Raw genomic sequence first — 24,812 nt, 5'->3', positions numbered from 1 at the left:
CCTACTCGGCTTCGAGTTCGATCGCGGGCCGGAACGGGACCGCCTGCTTGCGCGCTTCGACGTCTTCGCCTTCCTTCTGGACGACGATCTCGGCGTCGAACTCCCGGCCGAGGAAGTCGGCCGCGCGCTCGTAGGCGTCCTGTTCGTCGAGACCGGCGAGCGCGTCGAGTTCGTCGTCGTCGCGACCGCGGGCGAACTCGATCAGTTCACCGACGAGGTCGTTGACGGCGTTGCCGCGCTCGCGGAGATCGGGGTCCTGCATCACTTCGCCCATCACTGCGCCCTGGTCCGCACCGAGGTCGGCGACCGTGCCGAACACGTCGTGCTTCCAGTCGGCCGCGACGGTGACCCGAATGCGGTCGGGGTCCGCCTCGGGAACGTCCTCGTCGGCGTTCTGCAGGGACTGGCGGATGCCCTGGATGTCGTCGACGAGCCGTTCGATCTGCGTTTCCGCGGCCTCGATGCCGCGGTCGAGCAGGTCGTCGTCGACTTCGGGCCACGGCGCGTCCTCCGCAGGCGTGCCCGTCAACTGTTCGTGGAGTTCGTTCGTCAGGAACGGCACGAACGGCGCGAGCAGGCGCAGTCGCGTCTCCAGGACCTCCCGAAGCGTCCAGCGCGCCGCGGGGCGCGAGCGGTCCGTCCGGCGGCGGTACCAGCGCAGGTCCTCCTCGAAGTCGTAGAAGGCGGCCTGACTCGCAGTCCGGGTCTCGGAGCCTTCCATCGCCTCGGTGACCGTAGCGACGGTCCGCTGGAGGCGCGACAGCAGCCAGCGGTCCGCCGTCGCCAGATCGGGGCGTTCCTCCGGGCCGGGGTCGTCAACGACGTCTTGGGCGCGGTTCCAGAAGCGCTCCAGTTGCGTCTGCACGGACTCGACCTGTTCGGCGCGCCAGTCGTAGTCCTGCCACGGCTCCGCGGAGTTGAGCAGGAAGAAGCGCACCGTGTCCGCGCCGTACTCGTCGATCGCCGCACCGGGGAGGACGACGTGCCCCTTCGAGGACGACATCTTCTCGCCTTCGAGCAGACCCATCCCCATAATGACGATGCCCGCGGGCCACTGGGCCTCGTCGAACAGTTCGGCGTGGTGGAACAGATAGAACGTCAGGTGATTCGAGATGAGGTCGTTCGCCGAGAAGCGGTAGGTGACGGGGTACCAGTAGAGCCACTCCGCACGCAGTTCCAGCGCGCGCTCGTCGGGGTCGTCGACCGCGTCGGCACCGTAGAACAGCGCGTCGAAGAACTCCCGATCGAGGTCCTCGACGGGGATCTCGTCCAGCCGGTGGGCGATCGTGTAGTACGCCATATAGATCGTCGAGTCCGACAGCGGTTCGATGACGAACTCGTCGTCCCACGGCAGGCGCGTGCCCAGCCCGTAGTTCCGGATGCAGGGCCACTCGTTCAGCCAGTCGATCGTGTGATCGTACTCACCGCGGGTGTTCTCCGGGATCGCCTCCATCCGCGAAACCACGTCGTGGGCTTTCTGCTTCCACGCCTCGTCGTTGTAGCGCAGGAACCACGTGTCCTGCTCGGCGACGACGACGTCGCCGCCGCAGCGGCAGACGACCTCCTCGGAGAACTCCTGCATCGTGCCGAACGCGCCCTCGTCGCGGTAGGCGTCCCTGAACCGGCCGCGGACGTCTTCGACGATATCGCCCGCAAACTCCCCGTACTCGTCGTTCAGGCGGCCGCTGTGGAACTCGCTGTTGTACAGCTCTTTCGTGGCCTCTTCGAGTGCAGGGTCAGCGCTGGACTCGATGCCGGCCTCCTCGACGGCGGTCTTCGCTGGGATGTCGCCGTAGCCCTCGATCGAGAGAATCGGAATCGGTTCGATCTCCTTGACGTCGGCGGGATCGATGCCGTACTCGCGCATCCGCTCGTCGCCGGCTTTCGCCTCCTGGAGTGCGACGTAGTCGTCCGGCGAGTGCGCCGGCACCGACATCACGACCCCGGTGGCGTTCTCGGCGTCGACGAAGTCCGCAGGCAGGACGAGGACCTCCTCACCCGTGATGGGGTTCGTGACGCGCTCGCCGACCAGGTGCTCGCCGGCGACGGTGCGTTTCGGCGTGACGTCGTGACCCTGCAGTTGGAGTTTCTCGACGGCGGGCGCGGAGACGAACCACTCCTCGCCGTCGACGTCGGCGATCACGTAGTCGGCGTCGGGGTCGATGTAGGCGTTCGTGACTCCGCGGACGGTCTCGGGGCGGAGCGTCGCCATCGGGACGACGGTGTCGCCGTGACCGAACCGGACGAGCGTGTACTCCTGGAACTCGGCCTCCTCGCCTTCCAGTAAGTCGTGCGTCGTGACCGGCTGTTTCTCGTTTGTGCAGTACTTGACGGGGTGTAGCCCCTTCTCCAGGAGGCCGCGGTCCCGCAGCGTCTCGTACTGCCAGGTGATAAACTGCGAGTAGCGGTCGTCGTTGGTGGTGAACTCCCGCCGCCAGTCGATCGAGAGCCCGAGGTTCTTCATCCCCTTCTTGTAGTGCTGCTCGATGAAGTGGCGGGCGTAGCCCATCGGCGTCTCCAGGTCCGCGAGCGTGTCTTCGGAGACGTTGTAGGTGTCGCGGAGAACCGACAGTTGCTCTTCTTCCCCCTTCTTCAGCCGTTCGACCGCGCCGATGATCGGCGTGCCGGTGACGTGCCAGGCGATCGGGAACAGGACGTTGTCGCCCTGCTGACGTCGGTAGCGGGCGTAGACGTCGGGGACGGTGTACGTCCGGGCGTGGCCGATGTGCATCCCGCCGCTGGGGTACGGATACGGGACGGTAATGAACGTCGCGTCCTCGTCGGCGGCGGTGTCGGGGTCGTCGGCACCGACGGGGTCGGCCTCGTAGCGACCCTCCTCGGCCCACCGCTCGCGCCACCGCGCTTCGAGTTCCTGCGGGTCGTAGTCCATATCTCCTCTCTGGCGACCCCACGGTAAAATATCTCCTAACTCGATGCCGCGGGGCGTGAGTTGGTTCGCACGGTCGGGAGGTGTAAGTTGGTTCGCACGGTCGAGGGTCCCCACGAAGCGCGACCGCACAGGGAAGGGACAACGCTAAGGCCGCCGCCCGGCCGCCTACGAGTATGCACGCAGACGCGGTCGTCCTCGACATCGACGGCGTGCTCCTCGACGTGGCCGACTCGTATCGTCGCGCTATCGTGGAGTCCGTCGAGCGCCTGTACGACCGGACGATCGACCGCGACGACGTTCAGTTGTTCAAGGACGCCGGCGGCTTCAACAACGACTGGGACGTGACCTACGCGGCGGCGCTGTACGTCCTCGTCGACGCGCGCGCGCCGATCGGGCTCTCGGCGTTCACCGACCAGATAGAATCCCAGGGTGGCGGTCTCGACGCCGCCGAAGCGGTCGCGAGCGCTCATCTCGACGCCGACGCGCTCGCGGCCGTCCGCGACGAGTGGGACCGTGAGGGGCTCCGCGAGGCGTTCCAGGCGCTGTATCTCGGCGCGGACCTGTATCGAGAACTAGAGGGCGGCGAGCCGCCGTTCGAGACCGCGGGATACATCCACGACGAGCCGATCATTCTCGAACCCGAGACGATCGACCGACTGCGGCAGCGCGCCGACGTGGGCGTCCTCACGGGACGCCCCGCGGCGGAGGCCGACATCGCGCTCGACCGCGTCGGACTCTCGGTTCCCGACGAGCACCGTTTCACGATGGACGACTGGGAGGAGGGCAAGCCGCACCCCCACGCGCTCGTGACGCTCGCAGAGCGCTTCGACGCCGACAGCGTCGCCTTCGCCGGCGACACCCTCGACGACGTGAAGACCGCGGTCAACGCCGCCGAGAGCGATCCCGAGCGGGAGTACTACGGCATCGGCGTCCTGACCGGCGGGCTGACCGGCGAATCGGGGCGACGGGCGTACGAGGCCGCCGGCGCGGCCGCCGTCGTCGACTCCGTGAACGACCTCCCGACATTGCTCTTCGAGTAGGTCCGGCGGCGGCAGCGCGCCTCGGCAGGTGCGCTACGAGCACCTAACGAGCACGCTTTTTGCGTCCCCGTCTAACCCTCACGCGATGGACGCGCTTCGCATCGAACGACTCGCCTGGGCCGGCATCTTCGCCGCGGTCGTCGCCGTCGTCGTGACGACCGTCCTCGCGCCCGACCCGACCGGCCTCCTGCCGCTCGGCGTCGCCCTCGGCACCTTCGTCGTCGTCGCCCCGCTGGCCGCCTGGTTCGCACTCGATTCGATCTCGCCGGAGGCGGAAGCGGGCGATCAGACCGTCCAGTATCTCGTCTTCTTCGGCGTCGCGCTCGGCGGTCGTCTCGCACTTGGTGCGCTCGGCGTCGGCGGCCCGGTCGGCGGCCTCGTCCCGCTCGCAGTCGGCTGGCTGGTCGCGACCCAGGCGAAAGGACTGAATCCGCGGCGCTGGAACGGGAGTGAGACGGTATGAGCGACGTCCGCTCGAACTTCCTCCGGTTCGCCGCAGTGGTGATCGTCGTCGACGTCCTCGGACTCGGCGTGTGGCGACTGCTGCCTCCGGAGACCTCGATCCGAACGGGCCTGCTTCTCGGGACGCTGATCGTCGCTCCCCTCGTGGGGTTCCTCGTCGTGTACCTCCCGATGGCGACGGCGGCACAGGAGAGAGCGAACGACTGGGAGTGAGCGAGACGGCCAGCGACACCGCGACACAGGGGCGAACACCGGCAGCCATCCCCGGTCACGCAACCCTTTACCCGACCGCCTCCTCACGGCCACCTATGCGAATTGCACTTCTCGGCGGTACCGGCGACGTCGGCGAGGGCCTCGCGCTCCGCTGGGCCTACCACACGGACCACGACGTCGTAATCGGCTCTCGGGACCCCGACGCCGCACACGACGCCGCCGCCGCGTATCAAGAGACCGTTGCAGAACACGGCCGCGAGACGAAGATCACCGGCTTCGAGAACGCGATGGCGGCCGATCGGGCTGACGTCGTCGTCCTCAGCGTCCCGCCGTACCACGTCGCGGACACGGTCGACGCCGTCACCGACAGCCTCGATGCGGACGACGTGCTGGTCACCCCCGCCGCGGGGATGCAGCGCGACGAGGACGGCTTCCACTACCACCCCCCGGGCGCGGGCAGCGTGACCGCACTCGTCGCCGACGCCGCCCCCGAGGACGTGCCCGTCGTCGGCGCGTTCCACAACCTCGCGGCCGGTCGGCTCGCGAACCTCGACGCCGACCTCGGCATCGACACGCTCCTCGTTGGCGAGGACGAGGGCGCGAAAGACACCGTCGCCGGAATCGCAGAGGACATCGACGGCCTCCGCGCGCTCGACGCCGGCGGCATCGCGAACGCCGCAGAGGTCGAGTCGCTGACGCCGCTGTTGATCAACGTCGCCCAGAACAACGACGGCCTGCACGACCTAGGCGTTTCGTTCCGATAGCGTTCTTTTCCCGGTCTGCGGTCCGCCTCAGAACCGATCGCGGAGTTCCGTTCGGAGATCGTCGAGCGTGACGTCCTCCATCGCGAGCACGACGAGCAGGTGATAGACGAGGTCGGCGCTCTCGGCCAGCAGTTCCTCCTCGTTTTCGTCTTTCGCGGCGAGAATCGTCTCGGTGGCCTCCTCGCCGATCTTCTCTAAGACGGCGTTTTTCCCCTTCTCGTGGGTGAAAAGCGACGTCGTGTAGGAGCCCTCGGGTAGCGTCTCCTTGCGGTCCTCGATCGTCGCGAACAGTTCGTCGAGCACCTCCGCCGGCGGCGTGTCCGATTCCATACCCGAGAGTACACCGGTCGGGGGAAGAATCGTCCGATTCAGCGAGGGCCGGCGCGACTGAGCGGATCCGACGAACGCCGTGAATCAGGCCGGGTGGACCGTGATCCGCTGTTTCCGGTCGATCGCCTGTTCGAGTTCGTCCGCGATGGCGCTGCCGCGGGAGACCTGGATGTCGCCGCCGCGACCGACCGTCGCGGTGAAGAGGTACTCGCCGTCGGCGCGGATCTCGACGGTCTCGCCGACGTGTTCGTCCATCCGGACGACGACGTGCCGGGAGGTGACTTCGGGCGTGACGACGATGCCCTCGGAGGACTGGGCGCCGCCGCCTGCACCCCCGGAGCCGCCGGCGCTTCCACTCGCGCCGCCGCGACCCGGTTTCTCGTCGTGCGTCCGAACGTCGATCTCGATGCCGAGGCGGTCTTCGACGTCGGAGATACGGCCGCCGCCCTTGCCGATCACGTAGGAGATGTCGTCCTCTTCGACGTAGACGACCGCCTTGTTCTGGCCCTTGAGTTCGACGTCGACGTGCCCGCGGGCGATCGAGCGGATCTCGCGTTCGATCTCCTGGCGGGCGAGGCGGCCGACGCCGCTCTCCTCGCTCTCTCCGTCGCCGGTGAGCGGGACGGTGATGACCTGCCGGTTGAACGTGTAGATCTCGTACTCCGGTTTTCCGGTCTCGAAGTTCGTGACCTGGATGACCGGGCGTGCGAGGTCCTCCGCGGTGAGTCCTTCGGGGACTTTCACCTCCGTCTTGACGTCGTAGACGGTGTCGACGCGCCCGTCTTCGATGTAGACGACGGTGTCGACGACCTGCGGGATCATCCCGAGTTCGACGCGGCCGACGAGACGCTGGAGCGCGTCGATGGCGCGCGTGGCGTGGACGACGCCGACCATCCCGACGCCCGCGAGGCGCATATCCGCGAAGACGCCGAAGTCCTTCGTCTTCCGCACCTCGTCGTAGATCGTGTAGTCCGGGCGGACGAGGAGGAGCGAATCGGCCGTCTTCTCCATATCGCCGCCGAGCGCGGTGTACTGGGTGATGTCCGGACCGACCTGGAGGTCGCGGGGCTTCTCCATCGTCTTGACCGCGTAGTCGCTCTCAGTGAGGAACTCCGCGACGGCCTGCGCGAACGTCGATTTCCCGGCTCCGGGAGACCCGGAGATGAGGACGCCGCGCTGGCGCTCTTTCAGCCGATCCCGGAGTTCGTCGGCGAACTCGTAGTCATCCAGGTCGGTCTTGACGATCGGCCGGACGGCGGTGATCTCGATGCCGTCGGCGAAGGGCGGGCGCGCGACCGCGATGCGGTAGTCGCGGAACTGCACGATGCTCATCCCCGGTTCGGAGAGTTCGAGAAAGCCCTCGGAACTGGTGCGGGCCGTCTCCTCGATGTCGTCGGCCCACTCTTTCATCTGCGCCTCGTCGGAGACCTCGTCGTCGATCGTCTGGTAGTGCATCTCGCCGATGGCGCCGCGCTTGGCTTTCGGCTTCGTCCCGGTCTTGAGGTGGACCGACATCGTCTGGTCGTCGAAGAACTCCTCGATGACGAGTTCGCCGGAACCGCGGACGCGCGGTTCGACGTACTCGACGTCGATCCCTTTCGCCTTCGCGACCTCCGACTGGACGACGTCGCTCGTGAGAAGCGTCGCCTGCTCCTCTTCTGCGATGTCGCGGATGAGCGCGTCGATGTCGCCCTCGTGCGCGCCGGTGGCCTCGCTGGGTTTCGTCCGGCGGCCGACGTACCGGACGTCGACGTCGCCCTCGTCGGCGAGTTCCGCGAGGCGCTGGAGCTCTTCGAGGCCCGCCCAGCCCGTGTCGAGGCCGTCGTTGGCCTGGGATTCGAGTTCTCCGACGACGGCTTCGGGGACCAGAACCGTGACCTCGCCGTCCGACTCGACTCGCTCGGACACGCGACCGTCGATGACCGCGCTCGTGTCCGGCACTATCTTCATATCTCCGGATTCGACCGGCGGACAAATAAGGGTATAGACTGCTGGCGGACCAATCAGCGGCGAGACAAAACGGGGTCGTAGAAGTCAGTCATCAGAGGCCGCGCTAGCGGCGGGGCCTCCGGCATCCACGGAGCCGTCGGCGTCGCTGACAGGTTGCTCCGTCCACTCGAACCCTTCGTCGCGGTGTTCCTCGAGGATCTCGAAGGAGTCGACGAGGTCGTCGAGGTTGTTCGCGCGTTCGCAGAGCTGATCTGCCTGCGTTTCGAGTTCGGTGAGCGACTCGGACTGCTGGGTCGCGTCCTCGACGGCCGCGGCGGTCTGTGCGGTCGTCTCCTCGGAAATGTTCGCGACCTCGTCGACGCGGGCGGCGACGTCCTGCGAGGAGTCCGCCTGCTGGTCGGTCGCGTTGCTCACTTCACGGATGCTCGCGTCGATTCCCTCGACGTCGTCGACGATCGACTCGAACTCCTCGATGGCCTCCGCGACGGTCTCGACGCTGGATTTCACCTGCTGGTCGGTCTCGTGAACGGTCGCGAGCGTCTCCTCGGAGCGCTCGGTGACGTCTTCGATGAGCGTCGAGACCTCGTCGGCGGACTCGCGGGTCTCCTCGGCCAGCGATTTGACCTCCTCGGCGACGACGCCGAAGCCGTCACCGGCGGAGCCGGCGTGGGCCGCCTCGATCGAGGCGTTGATCGCGAGCAGATCGGTCTGGGAGCCGACCGAGTCGATGAACTCGGCGATCTCGTCGATCTCCTCGATGTGTGCCGCTAGTTCCTCCATCGCTGCCGCCGTCTCTTCGATTCGGGCCTCGGCGGCGTCGAGTTCTTCCATCGCGGTCGTGGCGACGTCGCGGCCGGCGCGTCCGCGTTCGGCGGCGCGCTCTGCGGTCCCCGCGACCTCGTCCGCAGAAGCGGCGATCTCCTCGACGGTCGCCGAGAGCGTCGAGAGTTCCGAGGCGACCGTCTGGAGGTGTTCGGTCTGTTCGTCGGCGCCGGCTTCGATCTCGTCGACCGCGGCCGCGACGGCCTCGCTCGCTTCGGTCGCACGCCGGACGTGCGTTTGAGCGTCCGAACTCATCTCTGCGACCTGATCGGCGAACGTCTGGACGTCGCCGAGCGTCGCCGAGAGCGTCCGGAGGAACTCGTTGTACGAGCGGGCGACTTCGCCGTAGCGGTCGTCCTCAGCGGCGAGTTCCTCGGCGGGCATCAGCGCCGTGAGGTCACCCTCGCGGGCGCGCTCGGTCGCGTCGCCGAAGGCGTCGACCAACTGCTGGAGCGCCCGCGTGTGCGTCGTGAGGTCTGAGGCCATCCGGCCGAGCGAGTCGCCGAACTCGCCCGGAAGTCGTTCTTCGAGCACCGGATCGTCGAACTCTCGATCCGCCATCGCCGTCGCCTGCGCGGACACGAGTTGGAGGTGCTCGTGCATATCTCCGAAGTCTTCGACCAGTTGGGCGACCTCGTCGTCGCCGTCGGTCGTCGGTGGCGGCGTCGAGAGATCACCGGCCGCGACGGCGGACGCGGACGTCGAGAGCTGATCGATCGGCGTGACGACGTCGCGCCGGACGATCAGGACCGTATTGAGGAACGCGACGACCGCGCCGACGAGGAGCAGCGCCGACAAGAGCGTCTGCGTCTCCCCGCTGGCAATCCACGGAAGCGCCGCCTGTGCGACCGAGATCGCGAACTGGATCCCGACCGCGACGTGCACCTTCCGGGCGACCGAGCGGGAGACGCCGAGGACGTCCATCGTCCCCCACAGGAGCCGTTCGTACGATTCGAGCAGATACATACCCTACCGTCTCTGGACGCATCCCATAAGCCTATCATTGCGTTCTCATCAGATGAAAACAGAATTTGCCGAGAGATAGCTGTCTAAATCAACGTTTGCCTCTCGCTATCAGATTCGATACGTGACGTGGACAGCTGCCTCGAACAGAATCGGTCAGCCGGCGACAGCCGAGACAGCGGCGGCGTCAGGGCGCGCGGTCTTCGAACCACTCGGCGAACTTCGCGAAGGCGCGGCCGCGGTGTGAGACGGCGTTCTTCTCGTCGGCGGTCATCTCTGCGAACGTCGTCCCGTCGTGTTCGAAGATCGGATCGTAGCCGAAGCCGCCCTCACCGCGCGGTTCGACGATCCGGCCGCGGACGGAGCCACGGAACAGTTTCACGGGGAGTGCGTCGGCGTCCGCGGCGGCGTCGCCATTGCCGTCTTCGTCGACAGATGCCGCCCCAGCGGCCGCGGCGGCGCTGCGGTCCGCGCGGTCGACTGGGTCGGGCGATGCCGCGAAGTCGTCGCCGTCGCAGTACGCCAGCACGCACTGGAAGGAGGCCCGGCGCGGCGCGTCGATCTCGGTAGCGACGAGTCGCTGGACGGCGTCGATGCCGAGCGTCTCCTCGACGTACGAGGAGTACGGACCGGGGAAGCCCTCGAAGCCTTCGACGAACAGACCGGCGTCGTCGACGAGGACCGGCTCGCCCGCGTAGCGGTACGCTTCCCGGGCGCCGCGGGCCGCGATGGGGCCGAGATCCGAGGCCTGGACCTCGGTGTAGTCGTAGTTCAGTTGCTCGACGCCGTCGAGATACTCGCGGGCCTCGCGCACCTTGCCCGCGTTGGTAGTGACGTATCGGAGCATTCGCTCCGAGGTCGGGTGGGTCGGGAGAAAGCGTCGTCGGTTCCGCGTCGCGTCCGTCCGCTGCGGTGCGACGACGCGGCGACGGCGGCGTCGAAAGTGGAACGGTCAGTCGACGATGACTTCGACCGGGCCGCCCTCGTCCTCGTCGGCTTCCTCGGCGTCGCTGCGGGACTTCTGCTCCTGCCAGAGCAGTCCGCCGACGACGACGAGTGCGACCCACGAGCGCCAGTTCGCGAGGTTGAGCGTGTAGCCGATGCCGAACGGCTTCTTCACGAGCATTCCCTTGCCGGGCCGCCAGTACGACGACAGCATCCGGCCGAGCGAGGGGCGCTCGAAGTTGTACGGGATCCCGAGAATCTCACCCTGTTTCGGTTTGTCTACCATACGACAGCATACGCCGGGCTCTAATAAATCGTTTTGGCATCGTGTTGCCGCGTTGGGCGATTTCCGCTTCGCGCCTCGAGGGCGGTCGACCCGCCATCGAGGCCGTTACTGATACCGGCCGCGTCCTTCGATCGCTCGAAGCCGGGTACGGACCTCTGCGTCGCCCGCAGCGGCGTAGCCCGCCTCGAAGGCGTCGAGCAGGGGTGCGGACTCGGCCGCCGTCCCCGCGACGCTCTGTTTGAACACGTGGAGATCCATCGCGTGATCCTCGACGTGCCCGGTGTGGTAGCCGAGACCGAAATCGACGAGGTACGTCCGCTCCTCGCCGACGCGGACGTTTCGGGTCGTAGGATCGCCGTGGACGAAGCCCGCGTCGTGGATCGCCGCGAGGTGGCGGCCGACGGCGCGGCACCGATCGACCGTGAGCGCCGCCGCGAGGTCGTCGTGGCCGACGTACTCGAAGACGAGCGTGCCGTCCTGCGGGTCGATGTCGTACACGACTGGCGTCGGGACGCCGACGCGGCGGGCAGCGCTGGTCAGGCGCGCCTCCGCGCGGGTCCGCTCGGCACGGAGACGTTCGTCGAGCGCCGGGTGGCGGTACGCTTTGGGTACGCGGCGTTTGATCACCCGGTCGTCCTCGAAGGTGACTGTCGCCTCCGCGCCGCGGATCGTCCCCGACGCGCTGGGGTCTCTGACGACCGACTCCTCCTCGCCGCGCCACGTGACGGGCACCTCGTCGGGTCGGAAGTTGGGGTCGACGGAGGAATCGGCGACGTCGAGGGTGTCGCCGGCGGCATACATCTTCGCGCCGAGCACCGCGATCATCCCCGCGTTGTCCCGCAGGAACCGCGGTTCCGGCGCGTAGAAGTCCGCGCCGCGCTGTTCGCACATCGACGCGAGCATCGCTCTGAGCCGCGCATTCTGCCCGACGCCGCCGCCGAGGACGAGTTCGTCCGTCCCCGTCAGCGACAGCGCCCGCTCTGCGACCTCCGTCAGCATCCCGAAGATCGTCTCCTGGAGGCCGGCGCAGACGTCTTCGACCGGGACGCCGTCGTCGACGGCGTCTTTCGCCGCGGACATAATGCCCGAAAACGAGAAGTCCATCCCCTTGACGACGTACGGGAGGTCGTAGTAGTCGCCGTCTTTCGCCCGCTGTTCGACCTTCGGCCCGCCGGGATGGGACCAATCGAGATGGCGCGTGAATTTGTCGATGGCGTTGCCGACGCCGGTGTCCATCGTCTCGCCGAGGATGCGGTACCGGCCGTTGTGATAGCCGAGCAAGTGTGCGTTCGCCCCCGAAGCGTTCAGACAGACCGGCGAGTCGAAGCCGGACTGGTGCCGACCGATCTCCAGGTGGGCGACCATATGGTTGACGCCGACCAGCGGGACCGAGAGCGTCTGGGCGAGGGCACGCGCCGCAGTCCCGACGATGCGGAGACACGGGCCGAGACCGGGTCCGCGGGAGAACGCCACGGCGTCGACGTCGAGACCGTCGCCATCGGCGGTTTCGGCGGCCTGATCGAGAACCGTCGCGACGACGTCGGGGATGGCCGTGCCCATATGTTCGGCCGCCTCGCGCGGGTGAATACCGCCGCTGTCGGGCTGGTAGGGATCGGATTCGATGACGACCTCGTCGGTCTCGGTGTCGTAGAGCGCGGCGCTAGCGGCCCACGCGGTTCCTTCGATTCCGACGATTCGCATCGAAAAAAGTACTCGTTAGGGCCGAATCAGGCTTCTTCGGCTTCCGCTTCGCCGCCTTCCTCGGCCTCGATCTTGTTCCGGTCGAGCATATAATCCTGCTCGATGTCGCGGGCGAAATCCGGGGAGTCGTAGACCTTCGCGTAGCCGACGGTCTTTCGCATTCCGAACTTCGTATCGAGTTCGTGGACGACGACCTCGTCGGAGTCCTTGTTGAGTTTCGCCGCGAGACTGTCGCGAACGGAGAGTCGAGACGGCGTCGCATCCTCGTGAACGATCTCGAACCGGACGTCGGACCGATGCAACATCGGGTTCTCGTCCTCGGAGATAATGTCGATTTCCATGGTTCAGTTGTTCTACCATCCATCCGAAAGGAGTAAAAGGATTTCGAAGGGGTAGAGCGGTGAGAAAATCGGTCGAGAGGCCGTTTTCACGACGCGTTTCCGATCCAGTGCCGGAACTGGCAATCGGAGTCAGTAGCTCAGACCACCGGCTGTTGTCAGCGCCGCGACAGTCACGGCGTCGGAGTCGGGTCAGTCCTCGACGCCGAGCGTCGCCAGCGCGGCGTCGACGTCGCCTTCCATCCGCTCGAACAGCGAGCGCATCTCGGCTTTCGCGTCGGCCGTCACCTCGACGCGGACCATCCCCTCTCCGGGCTGGCCGTAGACGACTGTCGCGCCCGTCGGGGCGGCGAGAACGGCTGGAAGCGCCGCGAGGTCCTCCTCACCGTCGACGACGATTGTGATGGGGGCGTCGGCGTCGAGGGCGTCGACGAGCGCAACGAGCAGGTCTTCGGAGATGACGCCGGGGGCGTTTTCGACCGCCCGACGGTGCTCGGGGTCCGAGAGCGCGTCGCTGATCTCCTCGTCGACCGCCTCGCGTTCAGTCCGGCCATCGACGAGCGCGACGGCGGGGATATGGCCGGCCTGCCGGAGGTGGTAGGTGACGACGTCGCCGACGGCGATCACCGGGCGTCCGGCGTCAGCCAGCAACGCCTCGGCGTCCTCGTAGACGGGGCCGAACGGCTCTTTGAACGCGCCACGCAGCTCCGCTGGCAGGGTGAGCATCCGTTCAGCGGACCTTCAGCGCGTAGCCGCCCGGTTCCCTGACGTTCATCTCCTCGGCGATCTCCGATTGCTCGGGATGCGTGATGACGACGTAGCCCGCCCAGTCCTCGGTGAGGCTGCTGGATCCGCAGTTTTCACACGCCTGCGCGTCGGCGTGGTTGATGTAGTGGCACTCCCGGCAGGCGAGACGGGACTCCGCCATCTACGTTCCCTCCGCCTCGGTCGTGGCGGTGTTGGCCTGTCGGTCGGCTTCGAGCCACCCGTGCTTGCCGAGACCGGGCTGTTTCGCGGTGAGGCCGATCTTCGAGTCGCGCGGGTTGCGCTCGTCGATGCTCTTCGTGACTACCCGCACGCGGACGGAGTCGCCGACGCTGAGCGTCCGGTTCGATTCGGTGGACGCGAGCTGTTGGTTCTCACCGTCGTAGGCGAGATACTCGTCGGAGATCTGCGAGACGTGGAGTAGCCCGTCGACCGGCCCGATGCCGACGAAGGCGCCGAACTCGACGACCTCGACGACCTCGCCGTCGACGACCTCCTGCATCGAGGGATCGAAGGTGATCGCGTCGAACTCCGCCTCGTAGTAGACGCCGGCGCGGCCGGGGAGCACCGTCCCCTCGCCGATGTCGTGGACGTCGATGACGCTGACGACGCTGCCGACGTCTTCGTCCATCCGTCCTTCGAGTTTGTCCTGCAGGAGCCGCTTGACCCGCTGTGGCGTCACGTCCGCGAGGTGCGCTGGCGGCACCTCGACTGTGTCTTTGAGTCGTACCCGTTTGTACATACGTTATGGTTCTGTTATTTCCAATGTGTTTCGGCCCCTTAAACCGATTACGCGAATTCCGCGTTCGAGCAATCGGTCCCGGAGCGGCCTGTCGTTCGTGAGGACGTAATCGCCCTCGGCTTCCGCCAGTTCGACCACTGCGTCGTCGGCGTACGATTCGCCGGTCTCGACGATGCGACACCGCGAGACGAGGTCCCGACCGACGCTCGCGGCCGTCGCCTCGGCGCCGTTGCCCGACTCGCTGAGCTTCTCCAGCTCGGCGACGACCGATCTGGTGGTGACCAGATCCGCGTCCGCGCCGACGAGGCGGTCGAGCTCGTCGAAGATCCGGACGTCGAGTTCGACCGGCATCATCAGCGCGTTCGTGTCGAGTATTACCGTCGTCATCGTCTCGTGGGGTCCCGGCGTCATCTCGTGGCTCTCCGCGTCAGTTCGTCGTCCGGCGCGCGGCGTCGCTCGCGGTGATCACTGCAGCGTTCCGATTCCGATGAGTCGCCAGCGAGCGCCGACGCGGCGGTTGATGGCGATCTTCGAGCCGGATTCGGCGCAGACGGGGCGCTTCAGCGCCACCTCGGCCTCGCCGGAGCGAGCGCTCGTGACCGAGCCGACGGTCGTCGCGGTCCCGACGGTGAGCATCAGCGGTTCGCCGGTCGAGATCTCCTCGACGCTGCCCTCGTCCTCGCCGACGATCCGGTCGAGCAGTTCGACGTCCATCGTGAACTTCTCGCGCGTCGGCGGTAGCGTCCCGGGCTCGCCCGCGACCTGGCCGGCCAGTGCGTCGCCCTTCGTGAGGCTCGGGTCGAGTCCGGTCCCGATGCCGCAGAGACCGCCGGGGCGGACCTCCTCGACGGAGCGGCCGCCGGCCTGCAGCGAGCGAATCTCGGTCGTGATCGGCTGCCACTCCGAGGAGCCGCCCTCCTCGACCTCGCGGCCGGGGCGCAGTTCGAGTTCCTCGCCCGTGGCGAGTTTGCCCTGCACGACCGACCCGCCGACGACGCCGCCGGAGAGGTCCTCCCAGGTCGTGCCCGGGCGGTTGATGTCGAACGAGCGCGCGGCGAAGAGCCGCGGGGACTCCGTCTCGTCGCGCTCGGGAGTCGGGATCTCCCGCTCGATGGCGTCGATGAGGAGGTCGATGTTCACTTCCTGTTGCGCGCTGACGGGGACGATCGGCGCGTCCTCGGCGACGGTGCCGGAGACGAACTCCTTGATCTGCTCGTAGGACTCGACCGCGCGCTCGCGGTCGACGAGGTCGATCTTGTTCTGTGCGATGACGATGTTCTCGATCCCGATGATGTCGAGCGCCATCAGGTGCTCTTCGGTCTGGGCCTGCGGGACGTCCTCGGTCGCGCTCACGACGAGCACGGCCCCGTCCATAATGGCCGCGCCCGAGAGCATCGTCGCCATCAGCGTCTCGTGGCCCGGCGCGTCGACGAACGAGACCGTTCTGAGTACCTCTGTCTCCTCGCCGTCTGGGCCGGTCTCGTCGACCGTGTAGCACTCCGGCGCGTCGACGCCGGGAATCTGCCGGAACGTGGCGTCAGCGTACCCAAGTCGGATGGAGATGCCGCGCTTCATCTCCTCGGAGTGCTGGTCCGTCCACGATCCGGACAGCGCCTGCACGAGCGTCGTCTTCCCGTGGTCGACGTGACCGACGAGCCCGATGTTCACCTCCGGTTGTTGTGTTTGTTGTGTCACCATTGACCTCCTAGAGAGTAATCTTGGGAGCAATTCGCCGCGAGCGACTGATAAAGTTGCTGTTCTCTACTCGCTGTGAGAGCATAAATCGTCCGTGAACGGGGAGAAACGGCCGTCAGAGGGGTCGATCGTGTGATGTGGAACCGAACCAATGGGTCGGCTTCCACCCGCGACGACCGGGGTAGCATCCGCGCGCCACATCAGATAGCATCCCCGCACCGCATCAGGTAGCATCCGCGCGCCAGTTCAATCCGAGAGCGCGCGTTCCAGACTCATCGCTACCGACCGCGCTTTCTCCGCGGCCGCGTCCGGGACCAGCCCCGCGTCGACCGCCGCGTCGAGTTCGTCGTCGTCGACGCGCTCGACCGTGCCGTCGGGGTGTTTCACGACGTCGACGTGGAGGTCGACGTACCGGATCTCGTCGGGGAAGCACTCGACGGGCGTACAGACGTTGACGTAGGTGCCTTTCGCGTGGCCGTCGGCGCTCCGGTAGACGGTCGGGTACCACCAGCGGCCCTCGCGGAATTTCGTCAGCGCGGTGTCGCCGTCCTCGCGCGTCGTTCCGAGCGCGTCGTAGGTGCCGCCGCCCGAGAGCGTCCGCGTCACAGCGATCGTCCCGTCTGCGTCCCAGTCGGTGACTTCGCCCCGGCCGAGCGAGAACGCCCGGCCATCGGGTTTCCCGTGCTCGATCTCGACGAAGTCACCCTCGACGGGGCCGAACTGCCGGGTCACGACCTCGAACGGGAACTCGCTTCCCTCACCGGGGCCGCACAGGGCCTCCGCGAGATCGACGCCGGCGCTGGCGGATTCGCTCGCTGCCTTCGTCCGATGGTGGCCCGGCATCGTCGCGGCGACCGCGCGACGGGCGTCGTCGAGCGCGAAGCGCGACTCGCGGCCGAACCACAGCCAGCGGCCGGTTGTCGGTGCGGCGTGGAGGCCGACCTCCGTTCCGTCGGACTGGGACGGCTCGTCGAGCGCCGCGGTGAGTGCGTCCGTCCGGTCGACGGCGCGTTCGAGTGCGACTTCGAGCGCGTCCATATCGGCGCGGGTGGCGGCGTGGGACCACTCGATGCCCCAGCCGTCGGGTATCTCGACCGAGAGGAACTCGGTCATCCCGGCGAGTTCGCGCCCGGCGGCGTCGTCGCGGGTGTCGACCGTGACGCCGTCGCGGCCGCGAACGAGCGACGCGAGGCCGCCGTCGGCCCGGATCTCGGTGCCGAGTTGCGCGCGGTGGTCGACCCACGGCGGCGCGCTCTCGCGGACCTGCACGCGGACGGTGTCACCCTCGTCGACGTACTCGTCGGTGTCGCTGTACGGGAGGAATCCCTCGGCGTCTCCGAGATCACAGATCGCACCGGAACCGAGCGTGTCCGTGACGCGGGCGTCGAAGACCGCGCCCGGCGGCGTCGGATCGTCCCACGTGAACGTGTCGCGGCCGACCGCCCGGAGTTCGCCGTCGACGGTCGCGACGGCGTCGGCGTCGCCGTGGACACCCACTCCTTGCCGGTCGCTCGTCGTCGCGACCGTCACCTCGTGGCTCGCGTCGTCGAAGTCGGCGTCGAACCGCTCGCGGATCGGCTCGGAGGCCTGGACGACCGCGTGGCCCGCGTCGAGGAGCAGATGCGTGACGGCGGTGGTGTATATGCCGCGGACGCGGACGTTCGCCACGTCGGTGGCGTCGTTGGCGGCCGCGTCGGCAGTGGCATCGTTGGCGGCCGCGTCGGCACGCTCGCCCCCGTGCTCGTCGTCGCTCATCGGCGCAGATCCTCCGGCCGGCTCATCGCAACGCGTCCTCGTCGTGGGCGAACCGGACGCGGTCGTGGACGGTCGGACCGAGCGAGAGCTCGACGACCTCCTCGGAGAGGATACGCCCGTCCTCGACCGGGACGCCCCAGGTGTCGAAACGGAGGTAGCCACGGAGGTCGCCCCCGTGCGTGAAGAGGTCGAGGAACTCGACGTCGTGTTCGTGGATGTCGTCGGTGCTGTGTGCCTTCTCCATATCGGAGTGGACGACGTCGCACTCGAAGAACTCGCGGAGGTCGGCGGCGTCGCGCTCGACGGCCGCCGAGACGAGCTGTGACGCCTCGCGGATGTCTTCGCGAGAGAGTCCGACGTCCTGTAGCGCAGCCTGTGTCCGCTGGTCGAAGTGCATCGGTACGCGTCGCTAGGAGCGGGCGGGTTTTGAATCCAGCCTGTCGGCCGCGCAGGTGAGTGAGACTCGCTGTGAGCTGCCAGGGGCCGAAGACCTTAGGTAGCGGGGTGTGAAGCCGCCGTCGATGACGAGGCGACGGGATCCGGTCGAGGAGGCGTCCGACGGCTCGCAGGACCTCTACGACGTCGCGACGTGGGAGGAGCGAACGCTGGTCGACAGAGCCGCAGCGCTGATCTGGCGGGTCGTCGCCGGATCCGCCCGCCTCGCCGTGGTGTTGTTCGCGTTTCTCCTTCTGCTCGGGATCGGCGGGTTCGCGGCCTTGACCGATCCGCAGACGGGGCTGCTCACGGTCCTCTCGGCGATCCCCGCGATCGGACTGGCGGCGTACGTCTACTCGACGGACGTGACCTCCAGCGAGCCGCTGTCGCTCCTGGTCGCGACGTTCCTCCTCGGCGTGTTGACGGCGAACTTCGCCGCCGTGCTCAACACCGTCCTCCAGCCGTACTTCCGCGTCCTCGGATTCTTGGGTTCGGCGCTGTTCTTCTTCCTCGTCGTCGGGCCGGTCGAAGAGACCGTGAAGCTCCTGGCCGTGCGGCTGTACGCCTACACCGACGCCCGCTTCGACGCCGTCCTCGACGGGACGGTCTACGGCGCGATGGCCGGCCTCGGCTTCGCCGTCATCGAGAACGCGCTCTACATCACTCGCCAACTCCCGAATCAGGGCCTCGACCTCGGGCTCGGGCTCATCGGCGCCGGTGGTGGGATCACCGCCGTCCGGGCGCTCGCGGGGCCGGGACACGTGATCTACTCGGCGATCGCCGGCTACTACCTCGGGCTCGCGAAGTTCAACCCCGGAAAGCGCGGCCCGATCGTCGTCAAGGGAATCTTACTCGCGTCGTTCGTCCACGCGACGTACAACACGACCGTCGGAATCGGCACGGCGGCTATCTCGATCGCGACCGGCTTCACGGGGCTGGCGCCGTACCTGGTCTACGTCATCATTTACGACGGCATCTTCGGGCTGTTTCTGCTGCGGAAGATCCGGCGGTATCGGGACAGCTACAAGCGGGCGCACGCGCCGAAAACGACCGAGTCGGACTTCGACTCTGAGTTGACCGAATTCGAGTAGGGAAATCCGAACGGCGTCAGTCGTCGCTGAGGGCGTCGGCGTACCCAGACACCATCTGTTCGACGTACTTCGCGACCACGTCGACCTCGACGTGGATCGGATCGCCGACCGACTTCTCCGAGAGCGTCGTCAACTCGTACGTCGTCGGGATGATCGCGACGCCGAAGCGCTCGGGACCGCGCTCGGCGACGGTGAGGCTGATACCGTCGAGTGCGATCGACCCCTTCGCGACGACGTAGCGCGCGATCGATTCTGGAAGGTCGAACTCGAACACCCAGTCGTCGCCGACGCGCTCGATACCCGTGACTTCGGTCGTCGTGTCGACGTGACCCTGTACGAGGTGGCCGTCGAACCGTCCGTCGGCGGCGAGGGCGCGTTCGAGGTTCACGCGATCGCCCGCCGCGACCGTTCCCAGATAGGTCTTTGCGACGGTCTCCGCGGCGAGAAACACCTCGAACTGGGCGGGATCGGTCTGGAACGCTTCGACGGTCAGACAGACGCCGCTGACGGCGATCGACTGGCCGTGGTGGAGATCCGAGTACTCGGCCCCCTCGTCCGGTTCGATGCGGATGCGGCGGCCGCCCTCGTCGTCGGTTGCCTCGACGACGGTGCCCGTCGTCTCGACGATGCCGGTGAACATACTGCTCTGTTGGGTTCAGTTCCGAAAAGCGTCTCGGAACGGTGGTGCGGTCGACGTCGAGGCCGACTACCGGCAGTAACTGTGGCGAGCGTTCCGCGCCGCAAATCCGGGTGCCGGCCCGGGGTTCAAACGACCGACCTAAGAGATACCATACCATCAGGCGTTGAGCCGTCTCGCGACCGTGCAGACGACCGGCGGGCGGCACCGTCCATCCCGGCGCCGCCAGCGGATCGGTGGGTTTCCAAAGGTCTTTGCCGTTCCCGCCGCTAGGAGTGGTCGATGGACGACGCCGTGCGGGTCCGTGACGCCGCGCACGAGGCGGTCGACGACATCGAGCCCGACCGACTCCGCGAGGTGCTGTTCGATCGCCTCTCTGTTGCGCCGATGACGCCAGCCGTCCTGGCGCTGGTGAGCGCTCGCGCACCCGAAACCGGAGTAGACACCGATACCGATGGGCTCGCAGAGCGCGCCGCCGGCGTGCAGTTGATCTACGAGGGGCTACGGCTCACACGGTCGCTCGCACACGACGAGCCCTGGACGCTGACCGACGAGAGCGACGTCAGCGGCGACATCGACGCCGACCTCGACGTGCTCGCCGCAGACGTGCTCGTCTCGCGTGGGTTCTACCTGCTGGCCCGGACCGACGCCGCAGACCGCGCGGTCGACGTCGTCCGCGCCTTCGGGCGGGATCAGACGCTCAGACGTGGCGAAGGCGCCGACGTCGACTCCTTAGACCGGAACCTCGAAGCCGACGTCTTCGCGCTCGCCGTCGTCGCCGGGATGACGGCCGTCGGGGAGACGCCCTCGCCCGCCGTACTCGAATACGCCTCGGAGTTGGGCCGCGAGTGCGACCGCGGTGGACGGCTCCAGTCAGCCGACGCCGCATTCTCGGAGTCGACGACCGAGCGCATCGCGTCGCTGTCGACCGTCGGCGGCGGTTCGGACGACCGCGTACCCTCTTCTGCGACCGACTCCTGACGCCCGAAGTCCGACCTGTCGCGTGAGTTCGTATCGCACACGTCACCGCCGGGAATCGAAACGCCTAAAGACGAATCCGCGCTACGGAGAAACGCGCCTGGGTAGCTTAGCGGTAAAGCGCGTCCTTGGTAAGGACGAGACCCCGGGTTCAAATCCCGGCCTAGGCTTCTTCGGATTTTTCGGGCTATTCGAGTCTGTAGCCGTCGTGTCCGGCAGCGACCGTGAATTGCGGCCGTGTGCTCTCCGTACCCGTCGCTACCGATCGAGCGGCGTCAGACAAAACGAGTCGAGTTGACCGACCGATCACGCGCTCGTCGCCCGTTCGCACTTTACACACAGCGCGCTCTCGTCTTCCTCCGGTACCACGGTCCCGCAGCGGGGACACCGAAACCGGGTGTGCGTGTACTCGGTATGGGATTCGATCGGCGTTAGTCCACTTTTCGAGGACATACTCCCGTAAACAACACACTATCTCAAAATACTTCTGGACATACACATACATACTCCTAATATCGGTTGGGGACAGAGCGAACGGGAGCGGTCGCGTTTCGAATAATCGAAAGAAGTTGCCGAAAAAGTGGACGGAACAGATCGAGAGCGAATTACTGGAAGTCCTCGACGAACCGGGCCGGGAGCCGGTCGACGAAGTGCGGAGGGAGCGCGTCGACGGCGATCTGGGCGACGGTCACCATCGGCTTGCGTAGGAGGACGTACACTGCAGAGATACCGACAGCGACGAAGACGGCGGTCTCGACGACGCCGTCGAAGGCGTACACCGCCGGGACCGCGAACACGGCGGCGGCCAGCAGATCCTCGGGCGCGCCGTCGTAGCGGATCCAGCGCCGCGGACGGATCCAGCGGCCGTGGTAGTGGCTGTAGACCGCCCGTTCGGAGGTCCCGAGCCACGGTTTCAGCTCCAGTCCGCCGCCGAGCGCGTCCATCCCCGAGTGCAGCGCCGCTGCAGCGAGGAACAGCGCGGCAGCGACGGTGAGCGTCGTGGGAACGGCGACAGCGACGGCTCCGGCGACGGCTGCCGCGGCCGTGAAGTACACCGGGAAGTGCAGCGTCCGACGGTGACCCGCATAGAGGTCGAAGTCGGGGAACAGCCCACCGAGGGCGGCGGCAGCGATGGGGATCGACGAGGTTCCAGCGGCGCTCTCAGGGAAGAGCACGCCGACGAGAACGGCGAGCACGACGCCTGCGAGCGCGTGCGTGGTAGCCATCATCATCGGTGCATAGGGCGATGAGCCCTAAGACCGTTGCGTGTATCTCGATACCATATCTGTTGGTGCAGGAAGGTCAGAATACCTGCCGGGCTTTTTACTACGGAACGTCTAGGAGGGGTATGTGGCTGCCATCCCGTTCGGAGGCGGCGAGACAGGCAGCCAGCGGAATGCGGATGAGCGTCGCCATCATCCTCGGATACGGCATCGCGACGCGGAACCTCAGCGTCATCATCAACGCCGTCGTCGCACTTGCGGTCACGTACCTCCCAGCGCTGTTAGAGCGCGACTGGGACGTTCGCCTCTCCCCGGAACTGACGTTCGTCGTGACGCTCGCCGTGTCGTTGCACACGCTGGGAATGGTCGGTCTCTACGAGGAGGTCTGGTGGTACGACCACCTGACGCACACGCTCTCGGCGATGCTCGTCGCGGCCGTGGGCTACGCTGCGACGCGGGCGATCGACCTCCACTCCGAGGAGGTCTCGTTCCCGCCGCGGTTTCTCTCGTTGTTCTTGCTGCTGTTCACGCTCGCACTCGGCGTGTTCTGGGAAGTGCTGGAGTTCGCGGCACGACAGGCCACAGCGACGCTCGGGATCGAGGACGTCCTCGTCCAGTACGGACTCGAAGATACGATCCTCGATCTCGTCTTCGATACCGTCGGCGCGATCCTCGTCGCGCTGTTCGGAACCGAACGTCTCACCGAACTGACCGAACAGCTCCGAGAGCGGCTCGCGGTGTGACCGGGTCTACGCTTTTGTACTCCGAGTGTGTTACGTTGTCATATGACGTTCATTATCGTTGGGTACGGACGAGTGGGCGCGCGGACGGCCCGGATTCTCCACGAGGAGGGCCACCCGGTCGTAGTCGTCGAGAACGACCCCGACAAGGCCGACCGGGCCCGCGAGGCCGGATTCGAGGTCGTCGAGGGCGACGGCAGCAACGAGTCGGTGTTGAAGCGCGCCGGCGTCGAGAACGCAGCGGCGCTCGGCGGCCTCACCGGCGACCCGAACGCGAACTTCGCCGCCTGTATGATCGGCAAGCAGTTCGGGTGCCGGGTCGCGATGCGGATCAGCGAGGACTACAGAGAGGAGATCTACGAGCGGTACGCCGAAGACGTCGACGAGGTCATCTACCCGGAACGCCTCGGTGCGGCCGGCGCGAAGACGGCGCTACTCGGCGGGAGCTTCAACGCCATCGGCGAACTGACCGAGCAGTTGCGGCTGACGACGGTGACGATTCCCGAGGACGCGCCGGTGGTCGGACAGAAAGTCAACGACGTCGACCTCGACGACTTCGGCCGCGTCTACGCACACGGCCGCGACCGGGAGCCGATGACGATTCCGCTCCCGGGGACGGTCATCGAGCCCGGTGACCAGTTGGCGCTCGTAGTCGAGGAGGACGGCCTCGAACGGATGAAATCGGCGCTTCTCGGACCGGACAGCGCAACTGCGTAGTCGACACTCGGAACCGAGAACTGTATGCGTCGTCGCGGGGGACGACGACGCCGTGTACCGGGGTGCAACGTCCGCGTGTTGGGCGCGCGGTGGGAGGATGGGAACTGATTTGGCCGTCAGTGCGCGCCCAACCGTGTGCTCTTTCGTACCACACTTAAAACCGCGTCAGACGACAGGCAGACTTGTGGCGTCTGACGCCCGAATGCGGCGACAGAGTCGTCGTACTCGCTCCGCTGGATCTCGGATCGTAGAACGGCAGTTTCGACGCGACTTCGGGGCCGAAGCGGACGCGAACGCGGAAGAACAGCGCGTCTTAGCTGCGCGCGTAGCCCTGGATGTACGCACCGATGAACATCCCGGCGAGCGCCCAGAGGATCGTGACGTTACCGACGCCGAGGCTGGCGTAGGCCGCGCCCGGGCAGATACCGGACAGTCCCCAGCCGACGCCGAAGACCGCGCCGCCGATCAAGACGTTCTTGTCGAACGGCTTCAGCCGGCGCTCGTACCGACTCCCGGTGAGCGGCGCGCTGTCGCGGATCCGAGGCATCGCCCAGAAGGCGATTCCCGAGACGATCGCCGCGCCGAACATCACGAACGGCAGTCCGAGGTCGTCGAACTGGAGGAAGTTCAGCACGACTTCCGGCCGCGCCATATGGCTGAACCCGAGCCCGAAGCCGAAGATCAGCCCGCCGACGAGGATCAGCGGGATGAACAGCGGATGACGGTCGCTCATGGGCTCACCCCCAGCGCAGCGACGACCTGCGCCGTTATGATCGCGACGAGGAGGAACGTTCCCACGCCGGCAAGTGACGTCTTCGACGCCGAGCCGACGCCACAGACGCCGTGACCCGACGTACAGCCCTTACCGATTCGGGTCCCGATCCCGACGAAGATCCCGCCGACGAACAGCCGCCACGGCTGGACATCTGTCGTCCAGAGCGTGATGCCGGCGAATTCGTACAGTGTCCCGGTCGATCCGGGCTCGTAGAGCGATGTCGAGATGAGCCCGGACTGAACTGTCGCGGCGAATGCCAGCGCGCCGAGGATGATGCCCAGCGTGAAGACGACGCGCCAGTTCCGCGAGGAGACGTACTGCCGGAACCGCGATTGGCCCGAGAAGTACGACAGCGTCGACTCGAGGAACGTACTCGCGCCGGCCGGGATGCCGGTGCCGATGTAGATGACGACCACGCCGAGGCCGACGAGGAATCCCCCGACGGCGTAGCGGCTGATCCCGTTCGGGAACAGCTCGGCGGCCATCTGTAGTGGAAGTGGATCTGTTACCATTTCGTATATTTTAGAGTCGTATTGATTTAGGGTCGTCTGTCTC

General features: G+C 66.9%; 27 protein-coding genes and 1 tRNA gene. 9 read left to right on the top strand and 19 right to left on the bottom strand.

What is annotated here, in order from left to right; translation table 11 throughout:
• Window position 1 precedes the first annotated feature (1 nt).
• Window positions 2-2,890, bottom strand: coding sequence for a leucine--tRNA ligase (gene leuS, locus RBH22_RS11400; RefSeq protein WP_306677531.1), 2,889 nt, complete (start codon window positions 2,888-2,890; stop codon window positions 2-4).
• 173 nt (window positions 2,891-3,063) lie between these two features.
• Between leuS and RBH22_RS11395 the strand changes: the two genes are divergently transcribed.
• The 4 genes from RBH22_RS11395 (at window position 3,064) to npdG (ending at window position 5,369) form a co-directional block, all read left to right on the top strand.
• Entirely contained in the window at window positions 3,064-3,930 is an 867-nt protein-coding gene (locus RBH22_RS11395; protein ID WP_306677530.1) for a TIGR01548 family HAD-type hydrolase, read from the top strand.
• 85 nt (window positions 3,931-4,015) lie between these two features.
• Window positions 4,016-4,393 carry a hypothetical protein gene (locus RBH22_RS11390; protein ID WP_256546344.1) on the top strand — a complete coding sequence of 126 codons (378 nt, stop codon included), beginning with the start codon at window positions 4,016-4,018 and terminating at the stop codon, window positions 4,391-4,393.
• Window positions 4,390-4,605 (top strand): hypothetical protein, encoded by a 216-nt coding sequence (locus RBH22_RS11385; protein ID WP_256546343.1) that lies wholly within the window; start codon window positions 4,390-4,392, stop codon window positions 4,603-4,605. The genes RBH22_RS11390 and RBH22_RS11385 overlap by 4 nt, the downstream gene beginning before the upstream one ends.
• Before the next feature lie 95 nt (window positions 4,606-4,700).
• On the top strand, window positions 4,701-5,369 hold the full coding sequence (npdG, locus tag RBH22_RS11380; RefSeq protein ID WP_306677529.1) for an NADPH-dependent F420 reductase: 669 nt from the start codon (window positions 4,701-4,703) through the stop codon (window positions 5,367-5,369).
• A 27-nt stretch (window positions 5,370-5,396) separates the two neighbouring features.
• On the opposite strand, the gene hisE is transcribed toward npdG, so the two are convergent.
• The 14 genes from hisE to RBH22_RS11310 form a co-directional block, all read right to left on the bottom strand.
• Complete coding sequence (hisE, locus tag RBH22_RS11375; protein WP_121569026.1) at window positions 5,397-5,699, bottom strand: phosphoribosyl-ATP diphosphatase; 303 nt, start codon at window positions 5,697-5,699, stop codon at window positions 5,397-5,399.
• 84 nt (window positions 5,700-5,783) lie between these two features.
• A complete protein-coding gene (locus tag RBH22_RS11370; RefSeq protein ID WP_256546341.1) occupies window positions 5,784-7,649 on the bottom strand; it encodes a PINc/VapC family ATPase in 1,866 nt (621 codons plus the stop codon).
• A gap of 84 nt (window positions 7,650-7,733) precedes the next feature.
• Window positions 7,734-9,437 (bottom strand): HAMP domain-containing methyl-accepting chemotaxis protein, encoded by a 1,704-nt coding sequence (locus RBH22_RS11365; protein WP_306677528.1) that lies wholly within the window; start codon window positions 9,435-9,437, stop codon window positions 7,734-7,736.
• 184 nt (window positions 9,438-9,621) lie between these two features.
• Entirely contained in the window at window positions 9,622-10,281 is a 660-nt protein-coding gene (locus RBH22_RS11360; RefSeq protein WP_256546339.1) for a non-canonical purine NTP pyrophosphatase, read from the bottom strand.
• A 105-nt stretch (window positions 10,282-10,386) separates the two neighbouring features.
• Window positions 10,387-10,665, bottom strand: a complete 279-nt coding sequence (locus RBH22_RS11355) for a DUF5808 domain-containing protein (RefSeq protein WP_256287724.1) — start codon at window positions 10,663-10,665, stop codon at window positions 10,387-10,389.
• 105 nt (window positions 10,666-10,770) lie between these two features.
• Window positions 10,771-12,366, bottom strand: a complete 1,596-nt coding sequence (locus RBH22_RS11350; RefSeq protein ID WP_306677527.1) for a bifunctional N(6)-L-threonylcarbamoyladenine synthase/serine/threonine protein kinase — start codon at window positions 12,364-12,366, stop codon at window positions 10,771-10,773.
• 26 nt (window positions 12,367-12,392) lie between these two features.
• The gene (locus tag RBH22_RS11345) at window positions 12,393-12,707 is read right to left on the bottom strand and encodes a 30S ribosomal protein S24e (RefSeq protein WP_121569032.1); all 315 of its coding nucleotides are present in this window, start codon (window positions 12,705-12,707) and stop codon (window positions 12,393-12,395) included.
• Between the two features lie 189 nt (window positions 12,708-12,896).
• Window positions 12,897-13,430, bottom strand: coding sequence for a GTP-dependent dephospho-CoA kinase family protein (locus RBH22_RS11340; protein ID WP_256287722.1), 534 nt, complete (start codon window positions 13,428-13,430; stop codon window positions 12,897-12,899).
• A 4-nt stretch (window positions 13,431-13,434) separates the two neighbouring features.
• Window positions 13,435-13,632, bottom strand: a complete 198-nt coding sequence (spt4, locus tag RBH22_RS11335; RefSeq protein ID WP_121569034.1) for a transcription elongation factor subunit Spt4 — start codon at window positions 13,630-13,632, stop codon at window positions 13,435-13,437.
• A complete protein-coding gene (locus tag RBH22_RS11330) occupies window positions 13,633-14,211 on the bottom strand; it encodes a DNA-directed RNA polymerase (protein ID WP_121569035.1) in 579 nt (192 codons plus the stop codon).
• Window positions 14,212-14,214: 3 nt separating this feature from the next.
• Window positions 14,215-14,622, bottom strand: a complete 408-nt coding sequence (locus tag RBH22_RS11325) for a PIN domain-containing protein (protein ID WP_121569036.1) — start codon at window positions 14,620-14,622, stop codon at window positions 14,215-14,217.
• A gap of 54 nt (window positions 14,623-14,676) precedes the next feature.
• Complete coding sequence (locus RBH22_RS11320; RefSeq protein ID WP_256287720.1) at window positions 14,677-15,906, bottom strand: translation initiation factor IF-2 subunit gamma; 1,230 nt, start codon at window positions 15,904-15,906, stop codon at window positions 14,677-14,679.
• A 246-nt stretch (window positions 15,907-16,152) separates the two neighbouring features.
• A complete protein-coding gene (locus tag RBH22_RS11315; protein WP_306677526.1) occupies window positions 16,153-17,661 on the bottom strand; it encodes a DUF402 domain-containing protein in 1,509 nt (502 codons plus the stop codon).
• A gap of 22 nt (window positions 17,662-17,683) precedes the next feature.
• Window positions 17,684-18,058, bottom strand: a complete 375-nt coding sequence (locus tag RBH22_RS11310) for a hypothetical protein (RefSeq protein WP_306677525.1) — start codon at window positions 18,056-18,058, stop codon at window positions 17,684-17,686.
• Between the two features lie 124 nt (window positions 18,059-18,182).
• On the opposite strand from RBH22_RS11310, the gene RBH22_RS11305 reads away from it, so the two are divergent.
• Complete coding sequence (locus RBH22_RS11305) at window positions 18,183-19,187, top strand: PrsW family intramembrane metalloprotease (protein WP_256287718.1); 1,005 nt, start codon at window positions 18,183-18,185, stop codon at window positions 19,185-19,187.
• Window positions 19,188-19,203: 16 nt separating this feature from the next.
• Here RBH22_RS11305 and RBH22_RS11300 read toward each other — a convergent pair whose 3' ends face one another.
• Complete coding sequence (locus RBH22_RS11300) at window positions 19,204-19,827, bottom strand: riboflavin synthase (protein WP_256287717.1); 624 nt, start codon at window positions 19,825-19,827, stop codon at window positions 19,204-19,206.
• Window positions 19,828-20,106: 279 nt separating this feature from the next.
• Between RBH22_RS11300 and RBH22_RS11295 the strand changes: the two genes are divergently transcribed.
• Together RBH22_RS11295 and RBH22_RS11290 are read left to right on the top strand one after the other, a co-directional pair.
• A complete protein-coding gene (locus tag RBH22_RS11295) occupies window positions 20,107-20,805 on the top strand; it encodes a hypothetical protein (RefSeq protein WP_306677524.1) in 699 nt (232 codons plus the stop codon).
• A 95-nt stretch (window positions 20,806-20,900) separates the two neighbouring features.
• Window positions 20,901-20,972, top strand: a tRNA-Thr gene (locus tag RBH22_RS11290).
• A 435-nt stretch (window positions 20,973-21,407) separates the two neighbouring features.
• Here RBH22_RS11290 and RBH22_RS11285 read toward each other — a convergent pair.
• Window positions 21,408-22,031 (bottom strand): metal-dependent hydrolase, encoded by a 624-nt coding sequence (locus RBH22_RS11285; RefSeq protein WP_256546329.1) that lies wholly within the window; start codon window positions 22,029-22,031, stop codon window positions 21,408-21,410.
• Between the two features lie 119 nt (window positions 22,032-22,150).
• Here RBH22_RS11285 and RBH22_RS11280 point away from each other — a divergent pair, with 119 nt between their 5' ends.
• Together RBH22_RS11280 and RBH22_RS11275 are read left to right on the top strand one after the other, a co-directional pair.
• Window positions 22,151-22,768 carry a hypothetical protein gene (locus RBH22_RS11280; protein WP_256546328.1) on the top strand — a complete coding sequence of 206 codons (618 nt, stop codon included), beginning with the start codon at window positions 22,151-22,153 and terminating at the stop codon, window positions 22,766-22,768.
• 42 nt (window positions 22,769-22,810) lie between these two features.
• Window positions 22,811-23,482, top strand: a complete 672-nt coding sequence (locus RBH22_RS11275) for a TrkA family potassium uptake protein (protein ID WP_256546327.1) — start codon at window positions 22,811-22,813, stop codon at window positions 23,480-23,482.
• 313 nt (window positions 23,483-23,795) lie between these two features.
• Here RBH22_RS11275 and RBH22_RS11270 read toward each other — a convergent pair whose 3' ends face one another.
• Together RBH22_RS11270 and RBH22_RS11265 are read right to left on the bottom strand one after the other, a co-directional pair.
• The gene (locus tag RBH22_RS11270; protein WP_256287712.1) at window positions 23,796-24,215 is read right to left on the bottom strand and encodes a DUF6691 family protein; all 420 of its coding nucleotides are present in this window, start codon (window positions 24,213-24,215) and stop codon (window positions 23,796-23,798) included.
• Window positions 24,212-24,769 (bottom strand): YeeE/YedE family protein, encoded by a 558-nt coding sequence (locus RBH22_RS11265; protein WP_256287711.1) that lies wholly within the window; start codon window positions 24,767-24,769, stop codon window positions 24,212-24,214. Before RBH22_RS11265 ends, RBH22_RS11270 begins: the two co-directional genes overlap by 4 nt.
• Window positions 24,770-24,812: the final 43 nt, after the last annotated feature.

The organism is Halobellus sp. H-GB7 (genome assembly GCF_030848585.1).
GTDB classification, from domain to species: domain Archaea; phylum Halobacteriota; class Halobacteria; order Halobacteriales; family Haloferacaceae; genus Haloquadratum; species Haloquadratum inordinatus.
The sequence above is the reverse complement of the archived record's forward strand: the minus strand, read 5'-3'. Positions and strand labels throughout refer to the sequence as shown.